This is a genomic window from Neopusillimonas aromaticivorans (genome assembly GCF_030344915.1).
Lineage (GTDB): Bacteria > Pseudomonadota > Gammaproteobacteria > Burkholderiales > Burkholderiaceae_B > Neopusillimonas > Neopusillimonas aromaticivorans.
The window spans coordinates 506000-528745 of record NZ_CP128233.1 but is presented as its reverse complement, the minus strand read 5'-3'; the positions used below and the strand labels follow the sequence as shown (position 1 = coordinate 528745).

Genomic DNA, 22746 nt, shown 5'->3' with positions numbered 1-22746 from the left:
ATGACGAGTACTACTACTGACAATCGCGTCAAGCTTGAAGTCAAGGACCTTAACTTTTATTACGGCAAGTTCCACGCTATCCGTAATGTGAACATGTCCATCAAGGAAAACAAGGTTACCGCGTTCATTGGCCCATCGGGCTGTGGCAAATCAACCTTGTTGCGCACCTTCAACCGTATGTTTGAGTTGTATCCCGGCCAGCGGGCCGAGGGCCAGATCCTGCTCGACGGGCAAGACATCCTGACCTCGAAGCTGGATATTTCCTTGATTCGTGCCAAGATCGGCATGGTGTTCCAGAAGCCTACGCCATTTCCCATGAGCATTTACGACAACATCGCGTTTGGCGTGCGTTTGTTTGAAAAGCTCAGCAAGGGTGAAATGGATGAGCGCGTTGAATGGGCGTTGACCAAAGCTGCGTTGTGGAACGAGGTGAAGGACAAATTGCATCAAAGCGGTAACAGCCTGTCGGGTGGTCAGCAGCAGCGTTTGTGTATTGCTCGCGGGGTGGCCATCAAGCCCGAGGTCTTGCTGCTTGATGAGCCTTGTTCTGCGCTCGACCCGATTTCAACGGCCAAAGTCGAAGAGCTTATTACTGAACTCAAAAGTGACTATACGGTGGTCATCGTGACCCACAACATGCAGCAGGCGGCCCGTTGTTCTGATTACACCGCCTATATGTATCTGGGTGAGCTGATGGAGTTTGGTGAAACGGACAGTATTTTCGTCAAACCCCAGCGCAAGGAAACCGAAGACTACATTACAGGTCGTTTCGGTTGAATATTTTGTGGTTTCAGGCATAAAAAAGCCGGGCTCTGTGAAGGGGCCCGGCTTTTTTGATCGTGTTGTGGAGGTCGGGTGCGCCCGTTGAGGGTATTGCCCGTGGCGCCGCTGACCTTTCAGGAAACCTAGCCCGGACTTTTCATCAGCCAAGTGATCCGAGCGTTTTTTGGCCGCTCTGGCTGGAGTCGTTCGCAGCGAAGACAAGATGATGGCGCGGATGGTGTTTTTGATGCCACAGGCGCAATTGCCCCAACCCCCATGGCTTTATAGCGTGCCGGGGACAGCACTTTTTCAGAACTACGGGGCCATGGCGTGTGCCGCGTGGGCGAACACGTGGCGCAAGGGATGGTGTGAGGCCAACAGGATTCGAACGCGCCGGGTATTGCGCACGATGGCCGCCCCGATCTTGAACAGTCGCACGCGGATGGTGGCGGCGCTGGCCCGTTCCAGTTCTGTGCCGCGCAAGGCCAATTCGCGCAGGCGCTGCATCAGGGTGTAGGCCAGCGCAGCCAGCAGCAGCCGGAATTGGTTAGCCGCAAATCGGTGGCAACTGGCGCGGGTGCCGAACAGGTCGAGCTGAGCTTCCTTGATGCGGTTCTCGGCCTCACCCCGGGCACAATACAGCTGGTCATACAGCTGTACCGCATCGGCCTCAGAACCCGCAATGTTGGTGACGACGAAGCGCGGGTTCACGCCCTGGGCGCCGTATTCCAAGCGGGTGAGTACGCGTCGCGGTCGGTTCCAGGAGGCGGCCGCATAGATGAATTCGCTGACCAGGCGCTGTTTGGACCCGGTGCGTCGGTAGTCACGCTCGAGTACCTGTTCGGCCAGTTTTACACGCGCCTGAAGGCGGGTGTTGCGAGCCAGGCCGATGATGTACTGCACATTGGCCCGTTCGCACCAGCGCAGCAGCCGCTGACGACAGAACCCGGAGTCGCCCCGGATGATGATCTTCACCTGCGGCCAGACTTGACGCAGCCGCGTCACCAGCAGCCGCAGCACGGCCGACGCATGCCGGGCACCATCAATGCGGCTGGGTCGCAGCAGGCAGGCCAGCATCGACTGGCCGCAGAACACGTACAGCGGCAGGTAGCAGTGGTGGTCGTAATAGGCATGGAACTGTTTGAGTTCCTGTTCACCATGTAACGGGATATCCGAGGCGTCGACATCCAGAATCAACTCTTGGGGTGGGCTGGCAAAGCTGGCAATGAAGTGCTCGACCAGAACCTGATGCAGCGCCCAGTGCATCGGCGCGGCTGGCACCGGTCTCGAGCCGACTGAGTGTGGGCGAGCTGGCCAGTGTCTGATCGCGCCCGACGGCCGTTTGCATCAACAGGTCCGAGCGCAGCGTGTCGTGATCGTTCAGGTCTTCGTAGCCGCAGCACAGGCCATACAGGCGCTGGGCGATGAGATCGCGCAGGCGGTGGCGAATCCGACCCCCGGCACGCCGATCGGTCAGGGCCTTGGCGGCCAGACGCGACAAACCGGTGCGTGCATCAATCTGTCGCAACAGCATCAGCCCGCCATCGGAACTGAGGTCTCCACCCTGGAAATTGGCCTGCAAATGACGGCGTCCAAGGCGCCCAAAGTTCAGCTCTTCAGTGGTACGATTTGGCATCGGCGCTACCTTCCCAAAATCTTGTTTCGCACCTCGATTTTATGCGGGCTTAAAGGTATGCGCCGATTCCTTTTGGTGAAATTTCCGGGCTAGCGGTTCTGGCCGCGGAACGCCCATCCGGTAAAGCGCTTTTCAACCAGTGCGGTAATGGCATACAGCACAATGCCCAGGAAGGCCAGTACCAGCAGCCCGGCAAATACGATTTGCACCTGGAACGCGGCCTGTGCGTCAAGCATCAGTTTGCCGATACCCTTGTTGGCACCGACGGTTTCTGAAACTACCGCACCCACAAACGCCAGGGTGATGGCGACCTTCAGCGAGCCGAAAAAGTAGGGCAGGGCGCCGGGAATGCCTACCTTGCGCATGATATCGAGCTTCGAGGCCCCCAACGCCCGCAACACGTCTTCAAGCTCGGGGTTGGTCGTGGCCAGACCGGTTGCCACGTTGACCACAATCGGGAAGAAGGAGATCAGGAATGCGGTAATGATGGCCGGTACCTCGCCCAGGCCAAACCAGAGGATGAGGATGGGCACGACAGCGACTTTGGGTACCGAGTTGAAGCCGACCAGCACCGGGTAGATGGCTGAATAAATATTCTTGTGCCAGCCCACGGCAATACCCAGAAACAGGCCGCCGATGGTGGCCAGAAAAACCGGCCAAGGCCGTCCAGAGTGTTACCCAGGAGTTTTCTGCAATCGGTACCCGATATTGCCACAAGGCACCGAATACGTCAGTGGGTGCGGGCAAAATCGTTAGCGGCAGCGCGAATACCTGGCAGACCAGTTCCCACACCACGAAAAGAATGACGGTGAAGGCCAGAGGGGGCAGAACGTTTTGAAGAATCTCGTTGCGTTGCATTTAGTGTTTCCCCCGATCATTGAACGAAGCTCGTGAACGATGTCCTGGAACTCTTGGGTGTAAGTGACATCAAGGTTGCGTGGACGGGGGATGTCGACTTCGCATTTCTTGACCACTTTGCCGGGGCGGTCGGACATGACATAGACGGTGTCGGCCAGGAAAACGGCCTCACGCAAATCGTGGGTAACCAGCATGACGGTAACCTTGCGTTCGGCCTGGATGTCGCGCAGGGTGCACCACAGCTCTTCACGCGTGAACGCGTCGAGTGCACCAAAAGGTTCGTCGAGCATGAGGATTTCAGGCTCGTGGATAAGCGCCCGGCAAATCGAGGCGCGTTGTTGCATGCCACCTGACAGCTGCCAGGGAAATTTCTCGGTGAACCCCTTGAGCCCGACGGAATGCAGCAAGGTCTCGGCTTTTTGCTTGTACTCGGCCCGGTTGGACGAGATCTTGCTGCGGTACGGTCGAACGATTTCAAGCGGCAGCAAAATGTTGTCGACGCAGGTGCGCCAGGGCAACAGATTGCTGGCCTGAAATGCCATGCCGACTGATTTGAGAGGGCCGTTGACCGGCTTCCCCTCGACGGCCAGTTTGCCGGTTAATGGGGCATGCAAGCCGGAGATCAGTTTCATGAGCGAACTTTTGCCGCAGCCCGAAGGGCCGACGACGGCAATGAATTCGCCTTTGCGGATGGATAAGGTGACATCTTGTATGGCCAGAACGGCAGCATCTCCTTTGCCGTAGGCCATTGACACATTATCGAGTTCAACCAGCATTTCCGTCATGGGGGCTCCTTGTAGGGTTACTTGACCATGCGCTGGTCGGCAGGGGGCAGGAACTCGGCCGTGAACACGTCGTCTGCTTTGGGTTTGTTGGTGAACTTGAAGGTCAGGCCAATCTGGTCAATGGCTTTTTCAAAGCGGGCCTTGTCGACATTGCCCAAGCCGTTCTTGAGGACATCAGGCGAGACAAAGTTGCGCTCGAGAGACATCTTGAGGCGCTGCAGTTCGACATCGCGGTTGGCGATGGCATTGCGCTTCATCAGGGAGTCGATAGCGGCTTCGGGATCTTTGAGGGTCTCTTGAATGCCTTTGATGGTGGCCTTGACGAAACCTTTGACGGCCTCAGGGTTGTTCTTGGCAAAGTCGGGGTTGACCATCAGGGCGTTGCCGTACAGATCGACGCCGTAATCACGCATGAGCAGCACGACGATATCTTCGTCTTTGACGCCGTTGGCCTTCAGGTTCATGTAGGACGAGAACCAGAAACCGGTGATGGCATCGACCTTGCCCTGGGCCAGCATCGGTTCGCGTACGGGGAAACCGACGTTCTCGACTTTGACTTTTGAGGCGTCAATGCCGTTGGCGGCAACAAAAATGGGCCATTGGGCGTATGCCCCATCGGGGGCCGGCGCACCCAGGATTTTCCCCTCGAGATCTTTGGGCTTGCTGATTCCTTTGTCTTTAAGCGTGACAATGGAGAAGGCCGGTGTGTCATAGACCATCATGACGGCTTTGACGGGCGGGTTTTGCGGGTTGTCGCGGTATTTGACCAGCGAGTTGATATCGGCAAAGCCCATTTGGTAGGTGCCGGTGGCGACGCGATTGATCGGTTCGACGGAGCTGGCGCCCGGATCAATGGTGACATCAAGCCCTTCAGCCTTGTAGTACCCCTTGTCCAGCGCGACAAAGTAGGGTGCTGCCGGTCCTTCAAAGCGCCAGTCAAGGGCAAAACGTACGGCAGTTTGTGCCATTGCGGCACTCGAGCTCAGTGCAATCAGGGCTGAAACAACAAGTTTTGAAATGCGCATACTTCCTCCGATAATTAAGTGCCGGCGTTACGACCGGCCCATGGAACAGAACGTAGAACGGGTGCGTAGCAGATGGCTATAGAGTTGATGACACTTGGCCCGCTTCTGGTTTCTTGGAGCCTTGATGCATAGTATTCAAAGACGGCCCCCGAGCACCCTTGGTACTTTCCCGATAAAACACATGTTTTAGGTTTAAAGTGTCAGACAATACCGGGAATTAAAGCGATTATTCTCGTTGCTGCCGTCCGGTCCGCTAATGCCGCACGGGTTGGTAATCACGCGTGTACCGTGTTTTTCGTCGCTCAGAGTCAGCCTCGTTTGCGCGGCGTCAGCTATTCGTCGTTGTGGAGTTGAGGTTCGCCGTTGTCGCGTTGTGGTTTGCTGCTGTTACGGTGAGGACTGTGCTTGTTTCGCTGCGTTTTCTGCCTGTACGTGATCAGGTATGACGCGCTGGCGCAATTGCAGCGCGGCGTTGCGCAACAGGGCCGTATCGGCGCCCAGCGCCAGAAAGCTGGCGCCGCTGTTGTGCCAGCCACCGGCGTGTTCCGGTTGGGCGCAAAAATCCCGGCTGCTTTGCCGCTGGCGCGGATGCGTTTCAGTGTTGAGTGGATGGTATCGATAACGGTCGGGTGACGCACCTGACCCAGGTAACCCATTGCAGCGGCGAGGTCATTGGGGCCGATGAACACACCGTCAACACCGGGGACGGCACAAATGGCGTCAAGGTTGCTCAGACCTTCGAGGGATTCGATTTGCACGACCAGACACAAACGTTCGGCAACCTGGTCGAAGTAGTTGTCAGCGGCATTCCAGCGTGCACCGCGCTCAAGCCCGGTGCCGACCCCGCGTGAACCACGTGGCGGGTAGTGCATGGCATCGACCAGCGCATGTGCCTGGGCCGCCGTATTGACCATCGGGACCAGCAGGCTTTGTACGCCGATACCCAATAACTGTCGGATCAGGGCTGGGTCGTGGCTGACCGGGCGCACCAGGCCGTGGACCGGGTAGGCGGCCACGGCCTGCAATTGGGCCTGTAGTGTGGGCAGGTCGTACAGGCCGTGTTCAGCATCGATCAGCAGGAAATCAAAGCCGCAAGTGGCCAGAATTTCGGCGCTGACTGGCGAGTTCATGCCCATGAACAGACCTGTTTGATGGTGGTGTTTCAGCAGACTGGATTTGAAGGTGTTGGGTGGCAGTTGCATGGCAAAAGTAGTGGCAGAGGTGGCCGAAGGGTTTGATGGTGCGCATGGGGTATTCATTTCAGGTGGCAACCAGCGAGGCAAACGCGGAATCGTTTGTAATGGCGCACAACAAAAACCCGTGTTCTGCTCGAGGCAGTACACCGGTACATTACCGTAGTTTTTGGCCAGTGTGTTACGGCGTTTTTGGGGAGGATTGGCCAGTAGTGTGCGGCTGACCGGAAACAGTGTCCAGCCCCAGCGTGTCTGGGCATAGCCCCACAACCCCTGTTTGAAGAAAATGGTGATGACGATGGCCAGAGCACCCAGCCCAAGCAGGTACCAGGTGCCGTAGTCGCTGAAAAACTTGTTGAGCCCCCAGAACACCAGCGCGCCAACCAGCGGGCCTTCGATACGGCCGATGCCGCCGATAATCACCATGAAGATGGCAAACGCCGTCCAGTTGACGCTGAAGGCGGCATCGGGGCTGATGCGCAGGTTGCCGACAAAGTACAGCGCACCGGCAATACCGGCACCAAAGGCCGCTACGGCATAGACCGCCAGTTTGACTTTGCCGACATTGATCCCCTGGGACTTTGCCGCTGTTTCGTTATCGCGTATTGCCAGCAAGGCCAATCCCTGCTTGCTGCGCAGAAAAAATACACCAATGCAATGGCGGCCACAACGCAGGCCAGCGCCATCCAGTAGGTGACCGATTCACGCGTGGCGCGGTTGATACCTCGCAGTGCTGTCAGTGTGGTGCCAGAGCCTCCGCCGACGGCAGGGATGTTGGCGAAGGTCAGTCGGAACACTTCGGCAATCACCCAGGTACCAATGGCAAAGTAGCCGCCTTGCAGGCGAAAGGCGATACGCGATACGGGCAATGCAATCAGACCGGCGGCCAATCCGCCGATGACGACCGCCACAAACGGGTTGACGCCCCAGAAATTGCCCAGGATCAGCATCACATAACCACCAAAGCCGAAAAGGCTTGCTGCCCGATGGACACCATGCCGCCGTAGCCGGCCATCAGGTTCCACATCATGGCAAAAATCAGGTAGCACGAAATTTCGACGAATTCGCGCATCCAGCTGGATTCGCCCCACCAGGGGACGCTGATGGCGAAGGCGATCAATAATACAGAGGCCAGAAACAGGTTGCGATTGGCCCGGCTGTTACGCTCGACAGTAAAACGTGGGCCGTGGGCCGATGACAATGAGGTTGCTTGCATGGGGTTATCCGCGTGTTTTGGGGAAAAGACCTTCGGGCCGGACCATGAGGATCAGCAGGAACATGATGTGCCCGCCCCAGATCCCCCAGCCTGGATCAATGCGAAAGACCACTTGCTGGGTGATGCCCAGCAGTATGGCGCCCAGCAGCGTGCCCCAGAAACTGCCCATGCCTCCGATGATGACCGCTTCGAAGGCGAACAGCAGCAGCATCGGGCCATCCGTAGGGGCGATGGTGGTGCGCATTCCTTGCAGGGCGCCGGCCAGACCGATCAGGGCAAAGGCCGGGGCCGTTGCTTGGGCAAAAACCTTGCGTGCGTTCAGCCCCATCAGCTCAGCAATTTCCCGATCGTCGGAGACGGCCCTGAACGAGCGTCCCAAAGCGGTAGTGCGGAACAGCCATTGCAGGCCGGCCGTGGCCGCAATGGCGATGCCAAAGATCAGCAAGGGCAGAATACCAATGGCCAGGTGATCGGTGATGGCCCAGCTCAAGGTGTTGAATCCATGGGTTGGAATCGAACGCGGATCGGCCGAGTTCAGTTCCAGCAGCAGGTTCTGGATCACAATGGACAGGCCGAAAGTGACGACCAGCGAGGGCAGGGGTCTTTGCCTAAAGTGCCGTTCAGTACAACGGTCTGTACCGCATAGCCGATCAGCCAGGTGATGGGTAGCGTGACCAAAAGGGCAAACCAGGGAGATATCCCCAGAGCGGTCAGGGCGAAGGCAATGAAGGCACCCATGATGATGAAGTCGCCATGGGCGGTGTTTGTCAATCGCATCACGCCAAAGATAAGGGCCTGGCCGAGGGCGAACAAGCCATACAGGCCGCCCAGCAGGAGGCCTTGCAAAAGGGTTTCCATAGGGTTCAAACTCCGAAGTAGGCCTGGCTGATCTGTTCGTGGCTCAGGGTATCCGAGGCGCCGCTGAGTGAGACCTGCCCTTCCTGAAAGCAATACAGACGTTTCGAGACCGAGCGGGCCATCGATACGTCCTGTTCCACGATGACGATGGTCATGCCTTCGGCCACAATGGCGGGCAACGAGGCGTAGATTTCACGGATGATGACCGGGGCCAGGCCCAGCGACAGCTCATCGCACAGCAGGATTTCCGGGTTGCTCATGAGCGCCCGGCCAATCGCCACCATTTGCTGCTGGCCGCCCGACAGGGCGGTTCCGGGCGAATGGCGCCGTTCGTGCAAGACCGGGAACAGTTCGTAAATACGCGACAGGCTCCAGGGGCCGGAGCGCTTTACGGCGGCGCCCATCATCAGGTTTTCCTCAACCGTTAATGACGGGAAAAGGCGGCGGCCTTCGGGCACCATGGTCAAGCCGCGCTGGACAATCGCCGATGGGTGTTGGCCGCCAGTGGGCTGACCCTTGAGCAGGATCTGGTCTGCAGGGGTTTTGACCAGACCGGTCAGGCACTTCAGGAACGTGGACTTGCCTGCGCCGTTGGCACCGATGATGGCGACCATTTCGCCGGCGTACAGGTCGAAATCAATGCCGAACAGTGCCTGGGCGTCGCCATAGAAGGCTGTAAGCCCGCGTGTTTGCAACAGTGGAGGGCTGCTCATGCCTCGATTCCCATATAAACGCGCTGAACGTCGGGGTCTTTCATGACATCGTTGGGCGCACCTTCGGCCAGCTTTTGACCAAAGTTGATGACGTAAAGACGGTCGGCAACCGACAGCAGGGCGTGCACCACGTGCTCGATCCAGATCATGGTGACGCCGCGCTGTTTGATCTTTTTGAGTTCCTCGACCAGTTCATGGGCTTCGTGCTCGGTCAGGCCGCCGGCAATTTCATCCAGCAACAGCAGTTGGGGGCGGGTGGCCAAAGCACGAGCCAGTTCAAGACGTTTGCGGTTGAGCAAGGTCATTGAGCCGGCGGGTGTGTTGGCGTGGGCCAGCAACCCCGTTTGTTCCAGCACTTCCCAGGCCACCGTCCAGGCTTCGCGCTCGGGCAGCCCGCCACCAAAACAGGCTGCGGTCACCAGGTTTTCGAAGACACTCATGTTGCCAAAGGGCTGGGGCACCTGGTAGCTGCGCCCGATGCCCATATGGCAACGCTGGTGTGACGGTCGCGTCGTGATGTCGCGGCCGTCGAATTCGACCCGACCACTGTCAACCCTGACATCACCCGAAATCAGGTTGAACAAGGTGGTTTTTCCGGCACCGTTTGGGCCGAGAATCCCCAGTGTCTGGCCTGCTTCGACAGTCATGGTGATGTTGTCAGTCACCTGAAGGGCGCCGTAGCGCTTGCTGACGGCGTGTAGGGCGAGTAAAGGCATGCGGGCTCCGCTTACATCGGCTTGAGTGCGCCACCCACGGGAATCTCGGGGGCGGACTCGTTGTTGACGATGGTCAGGTCGTAGCGCTTGCCGTCTTTCTTGCTCCATTGACCCAGCACCAGGGAGTCTTGCTGACGTTTTTGAAGGGGCCTTCGCCACCCCAGGCGACGTTGCCAACCACGGTCGGCAGTCTGGTAGCGGCGATGGCGTTTTTGATGTCGTCGGGCTCCAGCGACCGGCTGCGTTTCAGGCTGTCGGTAGCCACTTCAAACAAGGCATGGGCGAATGCCAGCGGCTGCGTCCATTGTTTTCCGGTGCTGCTTTCGTAGCTGTCGGCCAGGGCTCTGGAGCTTTGACCTGTCAGGCTGGAGCTGAAAGGGTGCTGCGGGCTCCACCACATTTCGGTCGTCAGGCCTTCACCCAGATCGCCCAGGGCTTCGATAGCCAGCGGGTGCATTAATGCCTTGCCCAGCGAAACCGCCTTTGGCTTGAAGCCTTGCTGACGGGCTTGCGTCAGGAACGTCTTGGCATCGGGCGGAATGATGACGCCCGTGACGATTTCGACATTGGCGTTCTTGAAGGCCGAAATCTGGGCGCTGAAATCCTGGGTGCCGCTCTGGAATCGACCCGGGTCGGTCAAGCCGAATCCCATGGAGGCCAGCGGTTTGGGGAAGCCCAGTTCTTTGTCGCCCCAGGCATTGCCGTCGCCGTCGTTCGGGAAAAGTGCGCCAACCTGTTTGTTGGTGTCGATGGTTTTCCAGCCATTGGTGAAGGTGGCAATGACGTCTTCCAGCCCCCAGAAGAAATGGTATGTCCAGTCAAAACCTGTTTTGGGGTTGCCTTGACGACCGAAGAACCAGGGTTGCCATGGTACGACACTGGAAATGGCAGGCACTTCGTTCAGCTCGGCGGCATCACTGACCGGGTTGGCCGTTTCCGGCGTGCCTGCGGTCAGGATCAGATTGACCTTGTCCTTGAGAATCAGGTCATTGGCGACTTCGCCGGCGCGGTTGGGGTTGGACTGACTGTCTTTCAGGATGATTTCGACGGCGTACTTTTTGCCGTTGACCACAATGCCGTCTTTCAGTTCGGACTGCATGTGTTCAATAACTCATTTGTCGGTTTCACCAAACGACGCAAGGGCGCCGGTTTGGGGTGAGACATAACCGATTTTGATGGTGTCGGCGGCCAGTACGGCAGTGCTGCCACCCAGCAGGGCGATCGCGGTCAGGCTCTTTATCAGGGTTGTGCGGGTCAGTGTCATGGTGTCTCCGGTGTTTTTTATGGTTCGAGTGCGCGAGGCCGGGTCGGCCCCGCCTGAGGGTGGGGCGTCAGGCCGCGGCGGCTACGCGTTCAGTCAAATGCAACTGGTTCAGGACGAAATCAATGCGTTCCTGGAAAGTCGCGGCATCCGGGGCCGACAGGGCCACGTAGAAGTCGGGGCGAAGCAGGACATACTTCGCATTGATGGTGCTGAACCAGTTGGCGTATGTGCCGTTGACGTCGATGACGGCACCGTTGCTGCCGGGAGCGTCGATCGTGACGAACAGGGCATCAAGGCGCTCAAGCTGTTCACGCTGGGTCTGGCTGATAGCCTGGGCCGGGTCGCTGCCCAGACCGATGACAACCCATCCCTGGCCGACGGCCTGGTCAAAGCGGTCTTGCTTGCCATTGGCCTGCACGACCCCTGGACGGACAGCTCGCCGGCACCCGCCGATTCCGGATGCCAGATACCGTGACCCAGCTGGCAGATGTCCGTTGGAACCGGTGTGTTGTTGCGGGCAGCCAGTTCCGCTTTCATGCGTGCATCGCGTTCGGCCGCCTCTTGTTCATCGGCGATACAGATGATGCTGCCCAGTTCCTGGCTGAAGTTAATGTAGTGCTTGGCGTGCTCGATACGCTCGGTGGTGTAGCTTTCCAGAATATCCAAGTCGAAACGGCCTTCCAGAATGCCGTTCAGGCGCCAGCCCAGTGCGACGGCGTCACGTACCCCGGCACACATGCCTTCGCCGGCAAACGGGGGCATCAGGTGGGCGGCATCGCCGGCGACAGCGCAACGGCCTTTGTGCCAGACCTTGGCCCAGCGGGCCTGGAAGCGATAGACCGCGCTGCGCTCAAGTTCTGCGTTTTCAGGCGTCAGGCCCCAGGGCTTGAGCAGTTCCCATGCACGTTCGGGTTTCTGCATTTCTTCGGGGGACTCACCGGGCAACACCATGTATTCCCAGCGACGGCGACCGGGACCGCCAGGCACGATGGTGGTCGGGCGCTTTGGGTCGCACAGTTGCCATTGGGCCGGAGACAGGTTCAGTTCGGTCTTGGGAATCATGTCCAGAATCAGCCAGTCGAAGAAATAACCTTTGTCTTCGTTTTCGATGCCGAGGCTTTCGCGCACAAAGCTGTTGGCCCCGTCTGCACCGACCACAAATTTGCCGGTCAGGACACGGCTTTCGCCATTAAGGCCTGCCTCTTCAGGGTTGCGTTTGATGGTCAGGGTTGCATTTTCAAGGGTTTGCGACAGGGCCACCGCTTGCCAGCCACGGTACTGGGTAATGTTGCTGAATGTGTTGACGATATTGCCCAGGCGAACTTCAAGGTCAGGCTGGTTGAACCAGTAGCGGACGCGCCAGCCCGAGGCCGATGTGCTTTGCCAGTCGACGATCTGGATGTTTTCGCCATCCCGGTTTTTCCAGTAATAGAGCTCGTCGTGGTAGCTGATGGCGGGGTCGTTTTCAGAGTCGATGTCGAGTGTGGCCAGGATACGGGCAATTTCGTGGTCATACGTCACGGCACGCGGGCGGCCATACGCTTCGCTCCACCGTTCGACAAGCGTGACGTGCTTGTTGCGTTTGGCCAGCAAAATTGCCAGGAGGAGCCCGACCGGGCCGCCACCCACGATGATGACATCGGCGTCAAAGGAAGTAGTTTGGGATGTGGTCGGATTGACCATGAATGTCTCCTGTTGCAGGGCTGTGCCACCTGGCACAATCTTTGAATTTAAACCGGATGTGAATTTAAACCGAAAATGAATGACGTTCATTTCGTGTTTTCCCTAGGCGTTCAGTGATATGTCCTGGATCGCCAGAGGGTGAGGACAATGGCGCAGGTCGTGGGGCCACTGGTCTGCTGGTGTGCTGACTGGCTTAAAATGGCGGCCGTCTCGATAAATCAAGGGCGTTTGAATGACCCAGAAAATTGAAGCCCGGCAGGGGCGTGTCGCCCGGCGTCAAGAGCGCAATCGCGAAGCGCTGATACAAGCGGCCAGTGCCGTGATGTCCGAAAAAGGCATTGATGCCGCAACCATGCATGAAATTGCCGAAAAGGCGGATGTCGGTGCGGGGACGGTTTACAACTACTTCAAGTCCAAAGATGATCTGGCCGTCGCTGTGCTGGAAAACATGATGCACAATCTGGCATTGCGCATCGAGGCGGTCACCGATACCTTTGATGACCCGGCACAGGTTTATGCCTACGGTGTGCGAACCGTGGTTGAGACTGCGATCAACGACGTGCGCTGGCGGCAGTTGCTGTATCGTTCCGAGGTCATTGCGAATGCGCTGTATCAGCGCATGGGCCCGTTTGCCATTCGTGATTTGCGCCGTGCTGCAGATGCGGGGCGTTTCCGTCTTTCAAACCCGGAGCTGATCTGGCGTTTGACCTGCCATGCGATTGTCGGCATCGGTCTGGCGGTCACGACCGATGAAGTGTCGCCCGATACGCTGGATCAGGTCATTGTTCGTTTGCTGTGCATGACGGGCATCAGCCTTGATGCTGCGCTTGAGCTGGCGGGTCGTCCGCGGCCGGCATTGGCCCCGGTTTAGCGGCCGGGGTCGATTTTTTGAGCCCCATGTTGCTGGTCCAGCGACGTTCATAATTGTTGGCGGCAAACTCGGCCACCATGAACTCAATAAATGCCCGCGTTTTGGCCGGCAAATGCTCGCGCGTTCGGTAAGCCATATTGATATGCAACTGGGGCAGCTGCCAATCGGTCAGCAAGGGCAACAGGCGCCCCGATACCAGGTCGTTGTAGACAATGTAGTTGGGCTGGACCAGAATGCCCAGACCATCCAGTGCCGCCGCCCGCAAGACTTGTCCTTCATTGGACTCAAGCACGGCGCGTAGTTTGACGGTTTCATGATAGCCGTGTTGTGACAGCCAAAGCTCATGGGCCCGGTTGGCGTGGGTGTAGACCAGAAAATCATGTGTCAGCAGATCGTCGGGTGTTTTGGGTGTGCCGCGTTGGGCAACATAGGCCGGTGAGGCGCACAGAACCCGGTTTGTGGTTGCCAGTCGACGTATGGTCAGGCTGCTGTCAGGCTCGAACTCGCGTGTTCGTATGGCAATGTCCAGATGGTCGTCGGGGCCGCTGCCATAACGATTCTGCGTTTCCAGCAAAACGTCAAGTCGCGGGTAAAGTGTTCGGAATTTTCGAAGGCGCGGGGCGATCTGGTGCATCGCAAACGAAAGCGATGAGCCCACCCGAAGCGTGCCCGACGGGTCAAGTGTCTTGCGCGTCAGGCTAAGCTCGGCGTCTTGCAGTTCGTGCAGGATGTGGCGGGCGCGCTCAACAAAAGTCTGTCCGGCATCGGTAATGAAAACCCGCCGGGTATTGCGTTCAACAAGACGGGTGCCCAGTCTTTTTTCAAGGGCTGCCAGCATCCGTGATGCGGCCGGCCGTGACAGGTCGAGGGCTTCGGCAGCACGCCCGATATGGCCTGATTCTGCAATTTTGACCAGCAGCTCCAGTTCGCTGAGACGGTCCATTGTTTCTTTTTCCGGAAAAGTGTTTTTCGCTTTTAATGGTTTGCGTTTAAAAAAGCAATTGTACAGTGACGTGCTGTTTGAAATTTCACCCATTAACGGAGACGATGAGATGATCAATCTGAATCAGGACACCATTACCCAGGCTGTTGTCAAAAGCTTTGAGGGTACCCCCGATGCGCGACTTAAAGAAATCATGACCAGTCTGGTCCAGCACCTGCACGCGTTTGCCCGCGAAGTGAAACTGACCGAAGAAGAGTGGTTCAAAGGTATTGATTTCATTACCCGTTGTGGCCACATCACAGATGACCGTCGTCAGGAATTCATCCTCTTGTCTGATGTGCTGGGTCTGTCGATGCTGACTGTAGCCATGAACAACGAAAAGCCAGCGGCCTGTACCGAGGCAACGGTCTTCGGGCCGTTCCACGTTGATGGTGCCCCTGAGTATGATCTCGGTACAGACATTTCCAATGGCGCAACCGGTACGCCCTGCACGGTACGCGGTACGGTGCGTGGTATCGATGGCAAGCCGGTGGCCAATGCCATGCTTGATGTCTGGCAGTCTGACGAGAACGGGTTGTATGACGTCCAGAAGCCCGAAGTGTCAGGAGCGCAGGCTCGCGGCATCGTGCATACCGATGCCGAAGGTCGTTACTCTTTTGATTCGATTCTGGCGGTGCCGTACCCGATCCCGCACGATGGCCCTGTGGGCCAGATGCTTGAAGCGACAGGTCGTCACCCTGGCGTCCTGCTCACCTGCATTTTCTGATCAAGGCCGATGGCTACGAAACCCTGATCACCCATATTTTCCGCAACAACAGTGACTATATCGATTCAGATGCCGTATTTGCCGTGCGTTCGTCGTTGGTTTGCGACTGGGTTGAGCAACCGGATGGTCGTTACCTGGTTGAATATGACTTCGTGCTGAACCCCAAAGCCTGAGGGGTGTTCCACAGTGCACCTGGGTTGAACTGACCTTCAGAAGTTGGACGCTGATCCAGTTTCTGAAGGGGAGTTCATAACGGGCGCACCAAAGAAAAAAGGCTTGTGCGCAGGGCACAAGCCTTTTTTTGTAAGGTGGTCGGGGCGAAAGGATTCGAACCTTCGACCCTCTGGTCCCAAACCAGATGCGCTACCAGGCTGCGCTACGCCCCGACAAGACCGCAATTATGGCACATTTATAAACTCTTGTCTTAACGTTTGAAAAATAAAGGTGTGTGTCGTAATCTGCAAAAGCGCAGATGATAATTTATGATAGATTCACGTCGCATCGTCCCCCTTTTTTCACTCGACCGAGTCCGCGATGTCCGAAACGCAAACGCCAGCCCAAGGGGCGGCAGCCGACAGCCAGGAATATGATTTCTCCCAGCAGGTCGGCCATCTGCTGCGCCGCGCCTATCAGCGTCATACGGCGCTGTTTCAGCAAATCATCCCCGACACCCAACTTACGGCGGCACAGTTTGTTGTGCTTTGTGCTGTGCGCGACAGCGGTGCCTGTTCGCTCAGCGAGATCGTCAAGCGAACAGCCATTGATCAGGCGACCGTGCGGGGGTGATCGACCGGCTCAAGGTGCGCAAACTGATCGGCGTGCGTCATGATGAAGCCGACCGGCGCAAGGTGCTGGTCAGCCTGATGCCGGCCGGGCTTGCGCTGGTGCAGTCAATGGTGCCGTTCGCATTCGAGATTACCGAGAAAACGTTTGCGAGTTTCAACCCTGCCGAACGCTTGGCTTTGGTCTATCTGTTGCAGAAAATGTGTCAGGCGGATGAGCTCGAGGGTTCGTAAATATGTAATGTATACGCTTTAAATAGTTGTTTTTCCAGAGGCGTTGGAAAACTTCGTTTTATTTCAGCGCCTTGGTTTTAAATGCGGACTTGATGTCCGCATTTTGTTTTTGGTTGGCTTTGAAAATCAAGGGTTTATCCCTAGGTTTTACTGTCTTGTGGCGCAAAAGTTACGTGTGTACACTTGATTGGTGCTTTACTTTTAGCAATAGCGTTTTTGCCGGTGCCGTCTGGGTAAAGGCGCATCTCTTAGGAAACTGACATGAAAGGCATGAAATTTTATTCATCGCTGCTGGGCCTTGCGCTCGGCGCCGCAGTAAGCACTTCCGCAGTCGCACAAGATGTTTTGAAAATTGGTGAGCTGAACAGTTACAAGACCCAGCCTGCGTTTTTGGGGCCTTATAAAAACGGCATGGAACTGGCCGTTGAGCAAATCAATGCGGCAGGCGGCTTGCTGGGCAAAAAGGTCGAACTGATCATTCGCGATGACAATTCCAATACCGGCGACGCCGTACGTGCTGCCGAAGAACTGATTTCACGCGACAAAGTCGATGTCCTGACCGGCACATTCCTTTCACATATCGGTTTGGCTGTCACTGACTTTGCCAAGCAAAAGAAACGTTTCTTCCTGGCCAGTGAACCCCTTACTGACAAGATCGTCTGGGCGGATGGCAACCGGTACACCTTCCGTCTGCGTACCTCCACCTATATGCAGGTCGCAATGCTGGTTCCCGAAGCCGCCAAGCTCAATAAAAAGCGCTGGGCGGTGGTGTACCCCAACTACGAATATGGCCAGTCGGCTGTAGCCACCTTCAAGGCGCTCCTGAAAGAAGCGCAGCCCGATGTCGAGTTCGTGGCCGAACAGGCTTCGCCGCTGGGCAAGGTTGATGCCGGCAGCGTGATCCAGGCCTTGTCGGATGCCAAGCCCGATGCCGTATTCAACGTGTTGTTCGCCGCCGATCTTGCCAAGCTGGTACGGGCAGGTTCACAACGTAACTTCTTCGACAATATTCCTGTGGTCAGCTTGTTGACGGGCGAGCCCGAGTACCTTGACCCGCTGGGCAATGAAACCCCTGAAGGCTGGATCGTGACGGGCTACCCCTGGTACGCCATCAACACGCCCGAGCACAAGGCTTTCCTCGAGGCCTACCAGGCCAAGTTCAATGACTATCCGCGCTTGGGCACGGTGATCGGGTATTCCGCCATTATTTCGCTGGCCGAAGGGATCAAGAAAGCCGGTTCCACTGACACTGAAGCCCTTATCAAGGCATTCCGTGGTCTTGAGCTGATGTCTCCGTTTGGCCCCATTACCTACCGTCCGCAAGATCACCAGTCGACCATGGGTATCTATGTTGGCAAGCTGGCCAAGAAAGATGGCAAGGGCATCATGGGTGAGTTTGTCTATGTCGATGGCAAAGATGTGCAGCCCACCGACGAGCAGGTCAAGCAGTGGCGTAAAGCAGAAGACTAAGGCAACACAACAAACCTCTGTCACCGTTGCCGGTGGCAGAGGTTTTTAATTGGTAGGTAGCGTCAAATGGACTTGTCAGGTTTCATTGTTCAGATTCTGAACGGGTTGGCCGAGGCGTCATCGCTGTTTCTGGTGGCTGCGGGGCTCTCGCTCATTTTCGGTGTCACGCGCATCGTCAACTTTGCGCACGGTTCGTTGTACATGCTGGGTATCTATGTGGCCTATTCGGTCGTCCAGCAGTTTGGCCAAAGTCCATTTGGGTTCTGGTTCAGTCTGGTCGCGGCTGCCTTGCTGGTCGGTGCATTCGGGGCCTTGATCGAAATTGTATTGCTGCGGCGCATTTACAGGGCGCCCGAACTGTTCCAGTTGCTGGCGACTTTTGCGCTGGTGCTGGTCATCAATGATGCCACTTTGTTCATCTGGGGGCCGGAAGATTTGCTGGGGCCGATTGCCCCGGGCCTGAATGGGTCGATCCAGATTCTTGGGCATTATTTTCCCAAATATGACGTGGTTTTGATTTTTGTCGGTCCGGTGGTGCTGGGCCTGCTTTGGTTGTTGCTGACGCGTACCCGCTGGGGGACGCTGGTTCGTGCCGCCACGCAAGATCGTGAAATGCTGGGTGCACTGGGTGTCAATCAGGCCTGGTTGTTCACGGCGGTGTTTGCACTGGGTGCGTTTCTGGCAGCGCTGGGCGGGGCGGTTCAGATTCCGCGCTTGCCCGCCAACCTTACGCTTGACCTGAGCGTGATCGGTGATGCGTTCGTTATCGTTGTGGTCGGCGGTATGGGGTCGATTCCGGGGGCGTATGTGGCCGCTCTGATCATCGCTGAACTGAAAGCCATGTGTATCGCTCTGGGTACGGTGTCTTTGTTTGGCATGACGTTTGAATTCCCCAAGCTGACACTGGTGGTCGAGTTCATTTTCATGGCGTTGGTGCTGGTGTTCCGTCCATGGGGGCTGTTTGGCACCGTTTCTGCCGCCAGTCGCAATTCGGCGCCGATTGAGGCTCCGATCCGGCCTGCCTCCATGCCGTTCAAGGTGTTCATGCTGGTGGTGGTGGCGGTGGTGGCGGCGTTGCCGTTGTTGTCCGACCTTATGCCGTATGCGCCAGTGCTGGCACTGGACATCATGGTCGCCGCCCTGTTTGCGCTTAGCCTGCACTTCATGATGGGCCCCGGCGGCATGCACTCGTTCGGTCATGCGGCTTACTACGGTCTGGGGGCTTATGCGGCAGCGTTGCTGCTCAAGACCGCTGCCTTTTCCATGGGCTGGTCGATGGCACTCGCCCCGATCATTGCCGGTATCGGTGCGGTGGTGTTTGGCTGGTTCTGCGTGCGTTTGTCCGGCGTCTATCTGGCGATGCTGACGCTGGCGTTCGGGCAGATTGTCTGGTCCGTCATATACCAGTGGGACAGTTTCACGGGGGGTCCAACGGCATGATCGGGATCTGGCCCGATGACTGGCTCTCGGGCGATGCCTATTATTACTTCGCATTCGCGGTCGTGCTGGTTTCGGCTATCGTCCTGCGCAAATTGCTGTTTTCACCGTTTGGCTACGCCCTGCGCGCGACACGTGACTCCACTTTGCGTGCCGGTGCGCTGGGCATAGATGTCATGCGTGTGCAATGGGTGGCGTTTGTGATTGCCGGTGTATTTGCCGGTCTGGCCGGCGTGCTGTATGTGTTTTCCAAGGGTAGCGCCTCACCGGAAATCATCTGGGTGGGCAAGTCGGTTGACGGTCTCGTCATGGTCTTGCTGGGGGCGTTCAAACGCTTATTGGCCCTGTCGTCGGTGCCGCAACCTTCAAGTTCCTGCAAGATTACTTCATGGGTCTGACCGAGTACTGGCTTGCGATGTTTGGTGGTGTGATTCTGCTGATTGTTCTGGCGTTTCCGCAGGGTATCGCGGGTTATTTCAAAGAACTGTTTGATTACTGGGGGCTCGTCGGGCCGCCCGCCAGGAGCAGCCACAATGAGTTTGTTGCAAGTTCGTGATCTTCGAAAAGCCTTTGGCGGCAATATTGCTGTCGACGGTGTCAGTTTTGATTTGCAGGCGGGTGAGCTGCTGGCCCTTATCGGCCCGAACGGGGCCGGCAAGACCACGACGTTCAATATGGTGAACGGTCAGTTGCGTGCCACCGCCGGGTCAATCACGCTTGACGGGGTTGAACTGACCCGTCTGCCCCCGCGTGAAATTGCTTACCTGGGGTTGGGCGTACATTCCAGATTGCGGCGACGTTTGCGTCGCTGACGGTCGTCGAGAACGTGCAAATGGCCTTGCTGGCACACAAACGAAAAATTTATTCGTTCTGGAAACCGGCCGCTTCGTATTACCGTGATCAGGCCATGGCCTTGCTCGATCAGGTGGGCATGGCCGCACAGGCTGGCCGGGCCTGCAGCGAGCTGGCCTATGGCGATGTGAAGCGTGTTGAGCTGGCCATGGGGCTGGCCAACGACCCCAAACTGTTGCTGATGGATGAGCCGACTGCAGGTATGGCACCCAAAGAACGCAACGAATTGATGGCCCTGACCAAGCAGCTGGTCATTGACCGGAAAATGGCCGTGCTGTTCACCGAGCACAGCATGGATGTGGTGTTTGCGTACGCTGATCGCATGATTGTGCTGGCACGCGGTCAGCTGATTGCGGAAGGCAGTGCTGAAGACATTCGTAATCACCCGAAGGTACAGGAAGTCTATTTTGGTTCGGGCAAGACATTCGAGAAAAAGAAAGCAGAGGCATCGGCATGAGCAAGACCCCTTTTAATACCCATGAACCGTTGCTGAATGTCAGCAAGCTCAATGCCTGGTACGGTGCCGCGCATATTCTGTTCGATGTTGATCTGAATATCCGCCGCGGTGAGGTGGTGGCTTTGATGGGCCGTAATGGCGCGGGCAAGTCGACTACCCTGAAATCAATTATGGGTTTGCTCGAAAAGTCGCGTGGCGACATCCAGTTCATGGGGCGCAAGATCAGTGGTCGCCAGCCTTTTGAAATTTCGCGTGCAGGTATTGGTTTTGTGCCTGAAGACCGTCGCGTGTTCTCTGATCTGACGGTTACCGAGAACCTCGAGGTGGGTCGCCAGCCGCCACGGGTCTGGCCCGACGGTACGCCGGCGTACACCTGGACGCCCGAGGCGCTGTATACCTTGTTTCCCAATCTGGGGGCCATGCAAGATCGTCCGGGTGGGCAAATGAGTGGCGGTGAGCAGCAGATGTTGACCGTTGCACGTACCCTGATGGGTAATCCGTTTCTGGTGTTGCTGGATGAGCCCTCTGAAGGGGTGGCGCCCCTGATTGTCGAGCAAATGGCCAATACCATTATTGCGCTGAAAGAGCATGGGGTCAGTGTCTTGCTGTCCGAGCAAAATGTGCATTTTGCCGAACTGGTGTCCGACCGGGTCTATGTGCTTGAAAAGGGTCAGATCCGTTATTCAGCCACCATGGATGAATTGGCCGAAAATGAAGAAATTCGCAGGGCTTATCTGACGGTGTGACAGGTCAAGCCATGAAAGTGGAGGGGCGTGAAGCCCCTTTTTTTACCGTGGTGATTAACGATTGGGGTTTGGCGTTTTCCGGCTGTCCGCTGTGCCTTGGTTTGTTGGGCTGCATGTGCCGTCGGCCTGCCTCCCGTATCTGGGCATCAGGGCTCGTGCGACAGGTTGCGTAACGCGGCAATTTTTTTGTCCAAGCCATTCCATGCAGGTTTTCCGGGTGCGAAGCGCTGACGCATGTAGTCGACCAGATCACGGATCTGCTGATCGTTCAGGCTGTCTTTGAAGCCAGGCATGTGGCCCAGCCCTGACCGGTAGGGTCATTGATGCCGTGCAGGATGACTTGAATGACGTTGTCGGGGTGGTCGCTGTGCAGGTTGGTGTTCAGTGCCAATGACGGGCGCGCACCAAACAAAGGAGGGCCTTCGCGTGCGTCGTGACATACCGCACAGGCACCTTCAAACAGACGCTCTCCGGGCAGCGTCATGACGTGGGCATTGCTGCGGCTGGCGTCTTCCAGGCGGGCCGCAGTCAGTGCAGTGGGTTCAGTGGGCGGGGGTGCCGGGTTAAGGCTGGCCAGATAATGCGCCATGGCGCGCACGTCAGATTCGGGCAGCTGCGCCAGGTTTTCGACGACCGGGCCCATTGGCCCCGAGGCCACGCCATGCAATGACGAGAACCCGGTGCGTAAATAGTCGAACAGGGTGTCTTCAGTCCAGGCGATGGGTGCTTTGGACAAGGCATTCAGCGCAGGCGCCTCCCAGCCGTCAGCGAAGCCCCCGGCGAGAAGTTTTCGGCACCGGATTTTTCAGCGCCCAGGCTGTTGCGCGGCGAATGGCAGGCCGCGCAGTGACCGGCCCCTGAACCAGGTAGGCCCCGCGGTTCCAGAGTGTGGTTTGGGTCGGATCGGGCTGGTAGACCTCATTGGTATGGAACAAGGCGTTCCAGCCGGCCATCAAGGGCCGGGCACTGTACGGGAAGGCCAGCCTGGTTTCTGGCGGCGTGTAGGAAACAGGGTCCTGCGTCATCAGCCATGCATAAAGCGATTGCATATCGGCATCGGACAGCTTCGCAAACGCGGTGTAGGGGAAAACGGGGTACAGGTGACGGCCATCCTGGTGGATCCCTTCACGCATGGCCCGCTCGAATGCGGCGTATGACCAGCTGCCAATACCGGTTTTACGGTCGGGCGTGATGTTGGTGCTGTAGACGGTTCCAAAGGGTGTTTCCAGTGGCCGGCCACCGGCGTTGGGAGTGCCATCGTCAGCGGTATGGCATACCATGCAGTCACCCGCCAGGGCCACCAGTCGACCCCGTTCAATGGCGGCAGCCGAGTAGATGCTGGTGTCAATCGCCGGTATGGGGGAAGCGCAGAACGCCAGGGCAAGGCAGCAACAATCAGCCCGGCCGCACCGGCGGCAATACCGCCCAGCAGACCCTTGGCCCATCGCCGGTCAGACTGGCGTGAGTTAGCGGATTGGC

The 22746-nt window shown here is 57.5% G+C and carries 23 protein-coding genes, 1 tRNA gene and 6 pseudogenes; 8 read left to right on the top strand and 22 right to left on the bottom strand.

Features of this window, described 5'->3' with window-relative positions; genetic code table 11:
• Entirely contained in the window at positions 1-777 is a 777-nt protein-coding gene (pstB, locus tag N7E01_RS02810) for a phosphate ABC transporter ATP-binding protein PstB (RefSeq protein WP_289174566.1), read from the top strand.
• Between the two features lie 300 nt (positions 778-1077).
• On the opposite strand, the gene N7E01_RS02805 is transcribed toward pstB, so the two are convergent.
• The 17 genes and pseudogenes from N7E01_RS02805 to N7E01_RS02740 all read right to left on the bottom strand — a co-directional run.
• Complete coding sequence (locus N7E01_RS02805) at positions 1078-2028, bottom strand: IS1380 family transposase (protein WP_350494913.1); 951 nt, start codon at positions 2026-2028, stop codon at positions 1078-1080.
• Positions 1956-2165, bottom strand: a complete 210-nt coding sequence (locus tag N7E01_RS18280) for a hypothetical protein (RefSeq protein ID WP_350494993.1) — start codon at positions 2163-2165, stop codon at positions 1956-1958. The genes N7E01_RS02805 and N7E01_RS18280 overlap by 73 nt, the downstream gene beginning before the upstream one ends.
• Positions 2081-2398: pseudogene (locus tag N7E01_RS18275) on the bottom strand (transposase); the annotation flags it as partial. The pseudogene N7E01_RS18275 and the gene N7E01_RS18280, both read right to left, overlap by 85 nt.
• An 89-nt stretch (positions 2399-2487) precedes the next feature.
• Positions 2488-3009, bottom strand: a complete 522-nt coding sequence (locus tag N7E01_RS02800) for an ABC transporter permease (RefSeq protein WP_350494912.1) — start codon at positions 3007-3009, stop codon at positions 2488-2490.
• Positions 3010-3150: 141 nt separating this feature from the next.
• Positions 3151-4032, bottom strand: a complete 882-nt coding sequence (locus tag N7E01_RS02795) for an ABC transporter ATP-binding protein (RefSeq protein ID WP_289175717.1) — start codon at positions 4030-4032, stop codon at positions 3151-3153.
• Positions 4033-4058: 26 nt separating this feature from the next.
• Positions 4059-5066: an ABC transporter substrate-binding protein gene (locus tag N7E01_RS02790; protein WP_289174565.1), complete on the bottom strand. Its 1008-nt coding sequence runs from the start codon at positions 5064-5066 to the stop codon at positions 4059-4061.
• Positions 5067-5398: 332 nt separating this feature from the next.
• Positions 5399-6874, bottom strand: a complete 1476-nt coding sequence (locus tag N7E01_RS02785; protein ID WP_289174564.1) for an aldolase/citrate lyase family protein — start codon at positions 6872-6874, stop codon at positions 5399-5401.
• A complete protein-coding gene (locus N7E01_RS02780; RefSeq protein ID WP_289174563.1) occupies positions 6790-7212 on the bottom strand; it encodes an ABC transporter permease in 423 nt (140 codons plus the stop codon). The genes N7E01_RS02785 and N7E01_RS02780 overlap by 85 nt, the downstream gene beginning before the upstream one ends.
• Positions 7209-7475: a hypothetical protein gene (locus N7E01_RS02775; RefSeq protein ID WP_289174562.1), complete on the bottom strand. Its 267-nt coding sequence runs from the start codon at positions 7473-7475 to the stop codon at positions 7209-7211. The genes N7E01_RS02780 and N7E01_RS02775 overlap by 4 nt, the downstream gene beginning before the upstream one ends.
• Before the next feature lie 4 nt (positions 7476-7479).
• Positions 7480-8037, bottom strand: coding sequence for a branched-chain amino acid ABC transporter permease (locus N7E01_RS02770; RefSeq protein WP_289174561.1), 558 nt, complete (start codon positions 8035-8037; stop codon positions 7480-7482).
• Positions 8034-8333, bottom strand: a complete 300-nt coding sequence (locus N7E01_RS02765; protein ID WP_289174560.1) for an ABC transporter permease subunit — start codon at positions 8331-8333, stop codon at positions 8034-8036. Before N7E01_RS02765 ends, N7E01_RS02770 begins: the two co-directional genes overlap by 4 nt.
• 5 nt (positions 8334-8338) lie before the next feature.
• Entirely contained in the window at positions 8339-9046 is a 708-nt protein-coding gene (locus N7E01_RS02760) for an ABC transporter ATP-binding protein (RefSeq protein WP_289174559.1), read from the bottom strand.
• Positions 9043-9762, bottom strand: a complete 720-nt coding sequence (locus N7E01_RS02755) for an ABC transporter ATP-binding protein (protein ID WP_289174558.1) — start codon at positions 9760-9762, stop codon at positions 9043-9045. The genes N7E01_RS02760 and N7E01_RS02755 overlap by 4 nt, the downstream gene beginning before the upstream one ends.
• 73 nt (positions 9763-9835) lie before the next feature.
• A complete protein-coding gene (locus tag N7E01_RS02750; protein WP_289174557.1) occupies positions 9836-10861 on the bottom strand; it encodes an ABC transporter substrate-binding protein in 1026 nt (341 codons plus the stop codon).
• A 12-nt stretch (positions 10862-10873) separates the two neighbouring features.
• The gene (locus N7E01_RS02745) at positions 10874-11026 is read right to left on the bottom strand and encodes a hypothetical protein (RefSeq protein ID WP_289174556.1); all 153 of its coding nucleotides are present in this window, start codon (positions 11024-11026) and stop codon (positions 10874-10876) included.
• 67 nt (positions 11027-11093) lie between these two features.
• Positions 11094-11444 (bottom strand): hypothetical protein, encoded by a 351-nt coding sequence (locus tag N7E01_RS19595; protein WP_491565766.1) that lies wholly within the window; start codon positions 11442-11444, stop codon positions 11094-11096.
• Positions 11444-12709: pseudogene (locus tag N7E01_RS02740) on the bottom strand (bifunctional 3-(3-hydroxy-phenyl)propionate/3-hydroxycinnamic acid hydroxylase); the annotation flags it as partial. The gene N7E01_RS19595 and the pseudogene N7E01_RS02740, both read right to left, overlap by 1 nt.
• A 232-nt stretch (positions 12710-12941) precedes the next feature.
• Between N7E01_RS02740 and N7E01_RS02735 the strand changes: the two are divergent.
• Complete coding sequence (locus N7E01_RS02735; RefSeq protein WP_289174554.1) at positions 12942-13580, top strand: TetR/AcrR family transcriptional regulator; 639 nt, start codon at positions 12942-12944, stop codon at positions 13578-13580.
• On the opposite strand, the gene N7E01_RS02730 is transcribed toward N7E01_RS02735, so the two are convergent.
• Complete coding sequence (locus N7E01_RS02730; protein ID WP_289174553.1) at positions 13519-14523, bottom strand: LysR family transcriptional regulator; 1005 nt, start codon at positions 14521-14523, stop codon at positions 13519-13521. The two genes, N7E01_RS02735 and N7E01_RS02730, sit on opposite strands and share 62 nt — an antisense overlap.
• Positions 14524-14632: 109 nt before the next feature.
• Between N7E01_RS02730 and N7E01_RS02725 the strand changes: the two are divergent.
• A pseudogene (locus tag N7E01_RS02725) lies at positions 14633-15462 on the top strand (intradiol ring-cleavage dioxygenase).
• A gap of 136 nt (positions 15463-15598) precedes the next feature.
• Here N7E01_RS02725 and N7E01_RS02720 read toward each other — a convergent pair.
• Positions 15599-15675, bottom strand: a tRNA-Pro gene (locus N7E01_RS02720).
• A 148-nt stretch (positions 15676-15823) separates the two neighbouring features.
• Between N7E01_RS02720 and N7E01_RS02715 the strand changes: the two are divergent.
• The 5 genes and pseudogenes from N7E01_RS02715 to N7E01_RS02695 all read left to right on the top strand — a co-directional run bounded on the left by N7E01_RS02715 (position 15824) and on the right by N7E01_RS02695 (position 21267).
• A pseudogene (locus N7E01_RS02715) lies at positions 15824-16305 on the top strand (MarR family winged helix-turn-helix transcriptional regulator).
• Positions 16306-16566: 261 nt separating this feature from the next.
• Positions 16567-17775, top strand: a complete 1209-nt coding sequence (locus N7E01_RS02710) for an ABC transporter substrate-binding protein (protein WP_289174552.1) — start codon at positions 16567-16569, stop codon at positions 17773-17775.
• A 66-nt stretch (positions 17776-17841) separates the two neighbouring features.
• Positions 17842-19768 (top strand): annotated as a pseudogene (locus tag N7E01_RS02705) (ABC transporter permease).
• Positions 19746-20521: pseudogene (locus N7E01_RS02700) on the top strand (ABC transporter ATP-binding protein). Before N7E01_RS02705 ends, N7E01_RS02700 begins: the two co-directional pseudogenes overlap by 23 nt.
• A complete protein-coding gene (locus N7E01_RS02695) occupies positions 20518-21267 on the top strand; it encodes an ABC transporter ATP-binding protein (RefSeq protein ID WP_289174551.1) in 750 nt (249 codons plus the stop codon). Before N7E01_RS02700 ends, N7E01_RS02695 begins: the two are co-directional and overlap by 4 nt.
• A gap of 146 nt (positions 21268-21413) precedes the next feature.
• Here the strand turns inward: N7E01_RS02695 and N7E01_RS18270 are convergent, their stop codons facing one another.
• The 3 genes from N7E01_RS18270 to N7E01_RS18260 are packed head-to-tail and all read right to left on the bottom strand — an operon-like array spanning position 21414 to position 22712.
• A complete protein-coding gene (locus N7E01_RS18270) occupies positions 21414-21560 on the bottom strand; it encodes a c-type cytochrome (protein ID WP_350494911.1) in 147 nt (48 codons plus the stop codon).
• On the bottom strand, positions 21536-22003 hold the full coding sequence (locus tag N7E01_RS18265; protein WP_350494910.1) for a c-type cytochrome: 468 nt from the start codon (positions 22001-22003) through the stop codon (positions 21536-21538). The genes N7E01_RS18270 and N7E01_RS18265 overlap by 25 nt, the downstream gene beginning before the upstream one ends.
• A gap of 28 nt (positions 22004-22031) precedes the next feature.
• Complete coding sequence (locus N7E01_RS18260) at positions 22032-22712, bottom strand: c-type cytochrome (protein ID WP_350494909.1); 681 nt, start codon at positions 22710-22712, stop codon at positions 22032-22034.
• Positions 22713-22746: the final 34 nt, after the last annotated feature.

Coding starts and splice junctions, on each gene's coding strand:
- N7E01_RS02745 (WP_289174556.1), bottom strand. CDS start 11,026: ATGACACTGACCCGCACAACCCTGATAAAGAGCCTGACCGCGATCGCC.
- N7E01_RS02765 (WP_289174560.1), bottom strand. CDS start 8,333: ATGGAAACCCTTTTGCAAGGCCTCCTGCTGGGCGGCCTGTATGGCTTG.
- pstB (WP_289174566.1), top strand. CDS start 1: ATGACGAGTACTACTACTGACAATCGCGTCAAGCTTGAAGTCAAGGAC.
- N7E01_RS02775 (WP_289174562.1), bottom strand. CDS start 7,475: ATGCAAGCAACCTCATTGTCATCGGCCCACGGCCCACGTTTTACTGTC.
- N7E01_RS18270 (WP_350494911.1), bottom strand. CDS start 21,560: ATGCCTGGCTTCAAAGACAGCCTGAACGATCAGCAGATCCGTGATCTG.
- N7E01_RS02730 (WP_289174553.1), bottom strand. CDS start 14,523: ATGGACCGTCTCAGCGAACTGGAGCTGCTGGTCAAAATTGCAGAATCA.
- N7E01_RS02790 (WP_289174565.1), bottom strand. CDS start 5,066: ATGCGCATTTCAAAACTTGTTGTTTCAGCCCTGATTGCACTGAGCTCG.
- N7E01_RS02805 (WP_350494913.1), bottom strand. CDS start 2,028: ATGCACTGGGCGCTGCATCAGGTTCTGGTCGAGCACTTCATTGCCAGC.
- N7E01_RS02735 (WP_289174554.1), top strand. CDS start 12,942: ATGACCCAGAAAATTGAAGCCCGGCAGGGGCGTGTCGCCCGGCGTCAA.
- N7E01_RS02760 (WP_289174559.1), bottom strand. CDS start 9,046: ATGAGCAGCCCTCCACTGTTGCAAACACGCGGGCTTACAGCCTTCTAT.
- N7E01_RS02755 (WP_289174558.1), bottom strand. CDS start 9,762: ATGCCTTTACTCGCCCTACACGCCGTCAGCAAGCGCTACGGCGCCCTT.
- N7E01_RS02750 (WP_289174557.1), bottom strand. CDS start 10,861: ATGCAGTCCGAACTGAAAGACGGCATTGTGGTCAACGGCAAAAAGTAC.
- N7E01_RS02695 (WP_289174551.1), top strand. CDS start 20,518: ATGAGCAAGACCCCTTTTAATACCCATGAACCGTTGCTGAATGTCAGC.
- N7E01_RS02795 (WP_289175717.1), bottom strand. CDS start 4,032: ATGCTGGTTGAACTCGATAATGTGTCAATGGCCTACGGCAAAGGAGAT.
- N7E01_RS18260 (WP_350494909.1), bottom strand. CDS start 22,712: ATGGGCCAAGGGTCTGCTGGGCGGTATTGCCGCCGGTGCGGCCGGGCT.
- N7E01_RS02710 (WP_289174552.1), top strand. CDS start 16,567: ATGAAAGGCATGAAATTTTATTCATCGCTGCTGGGCCTTGCGCTCGGC.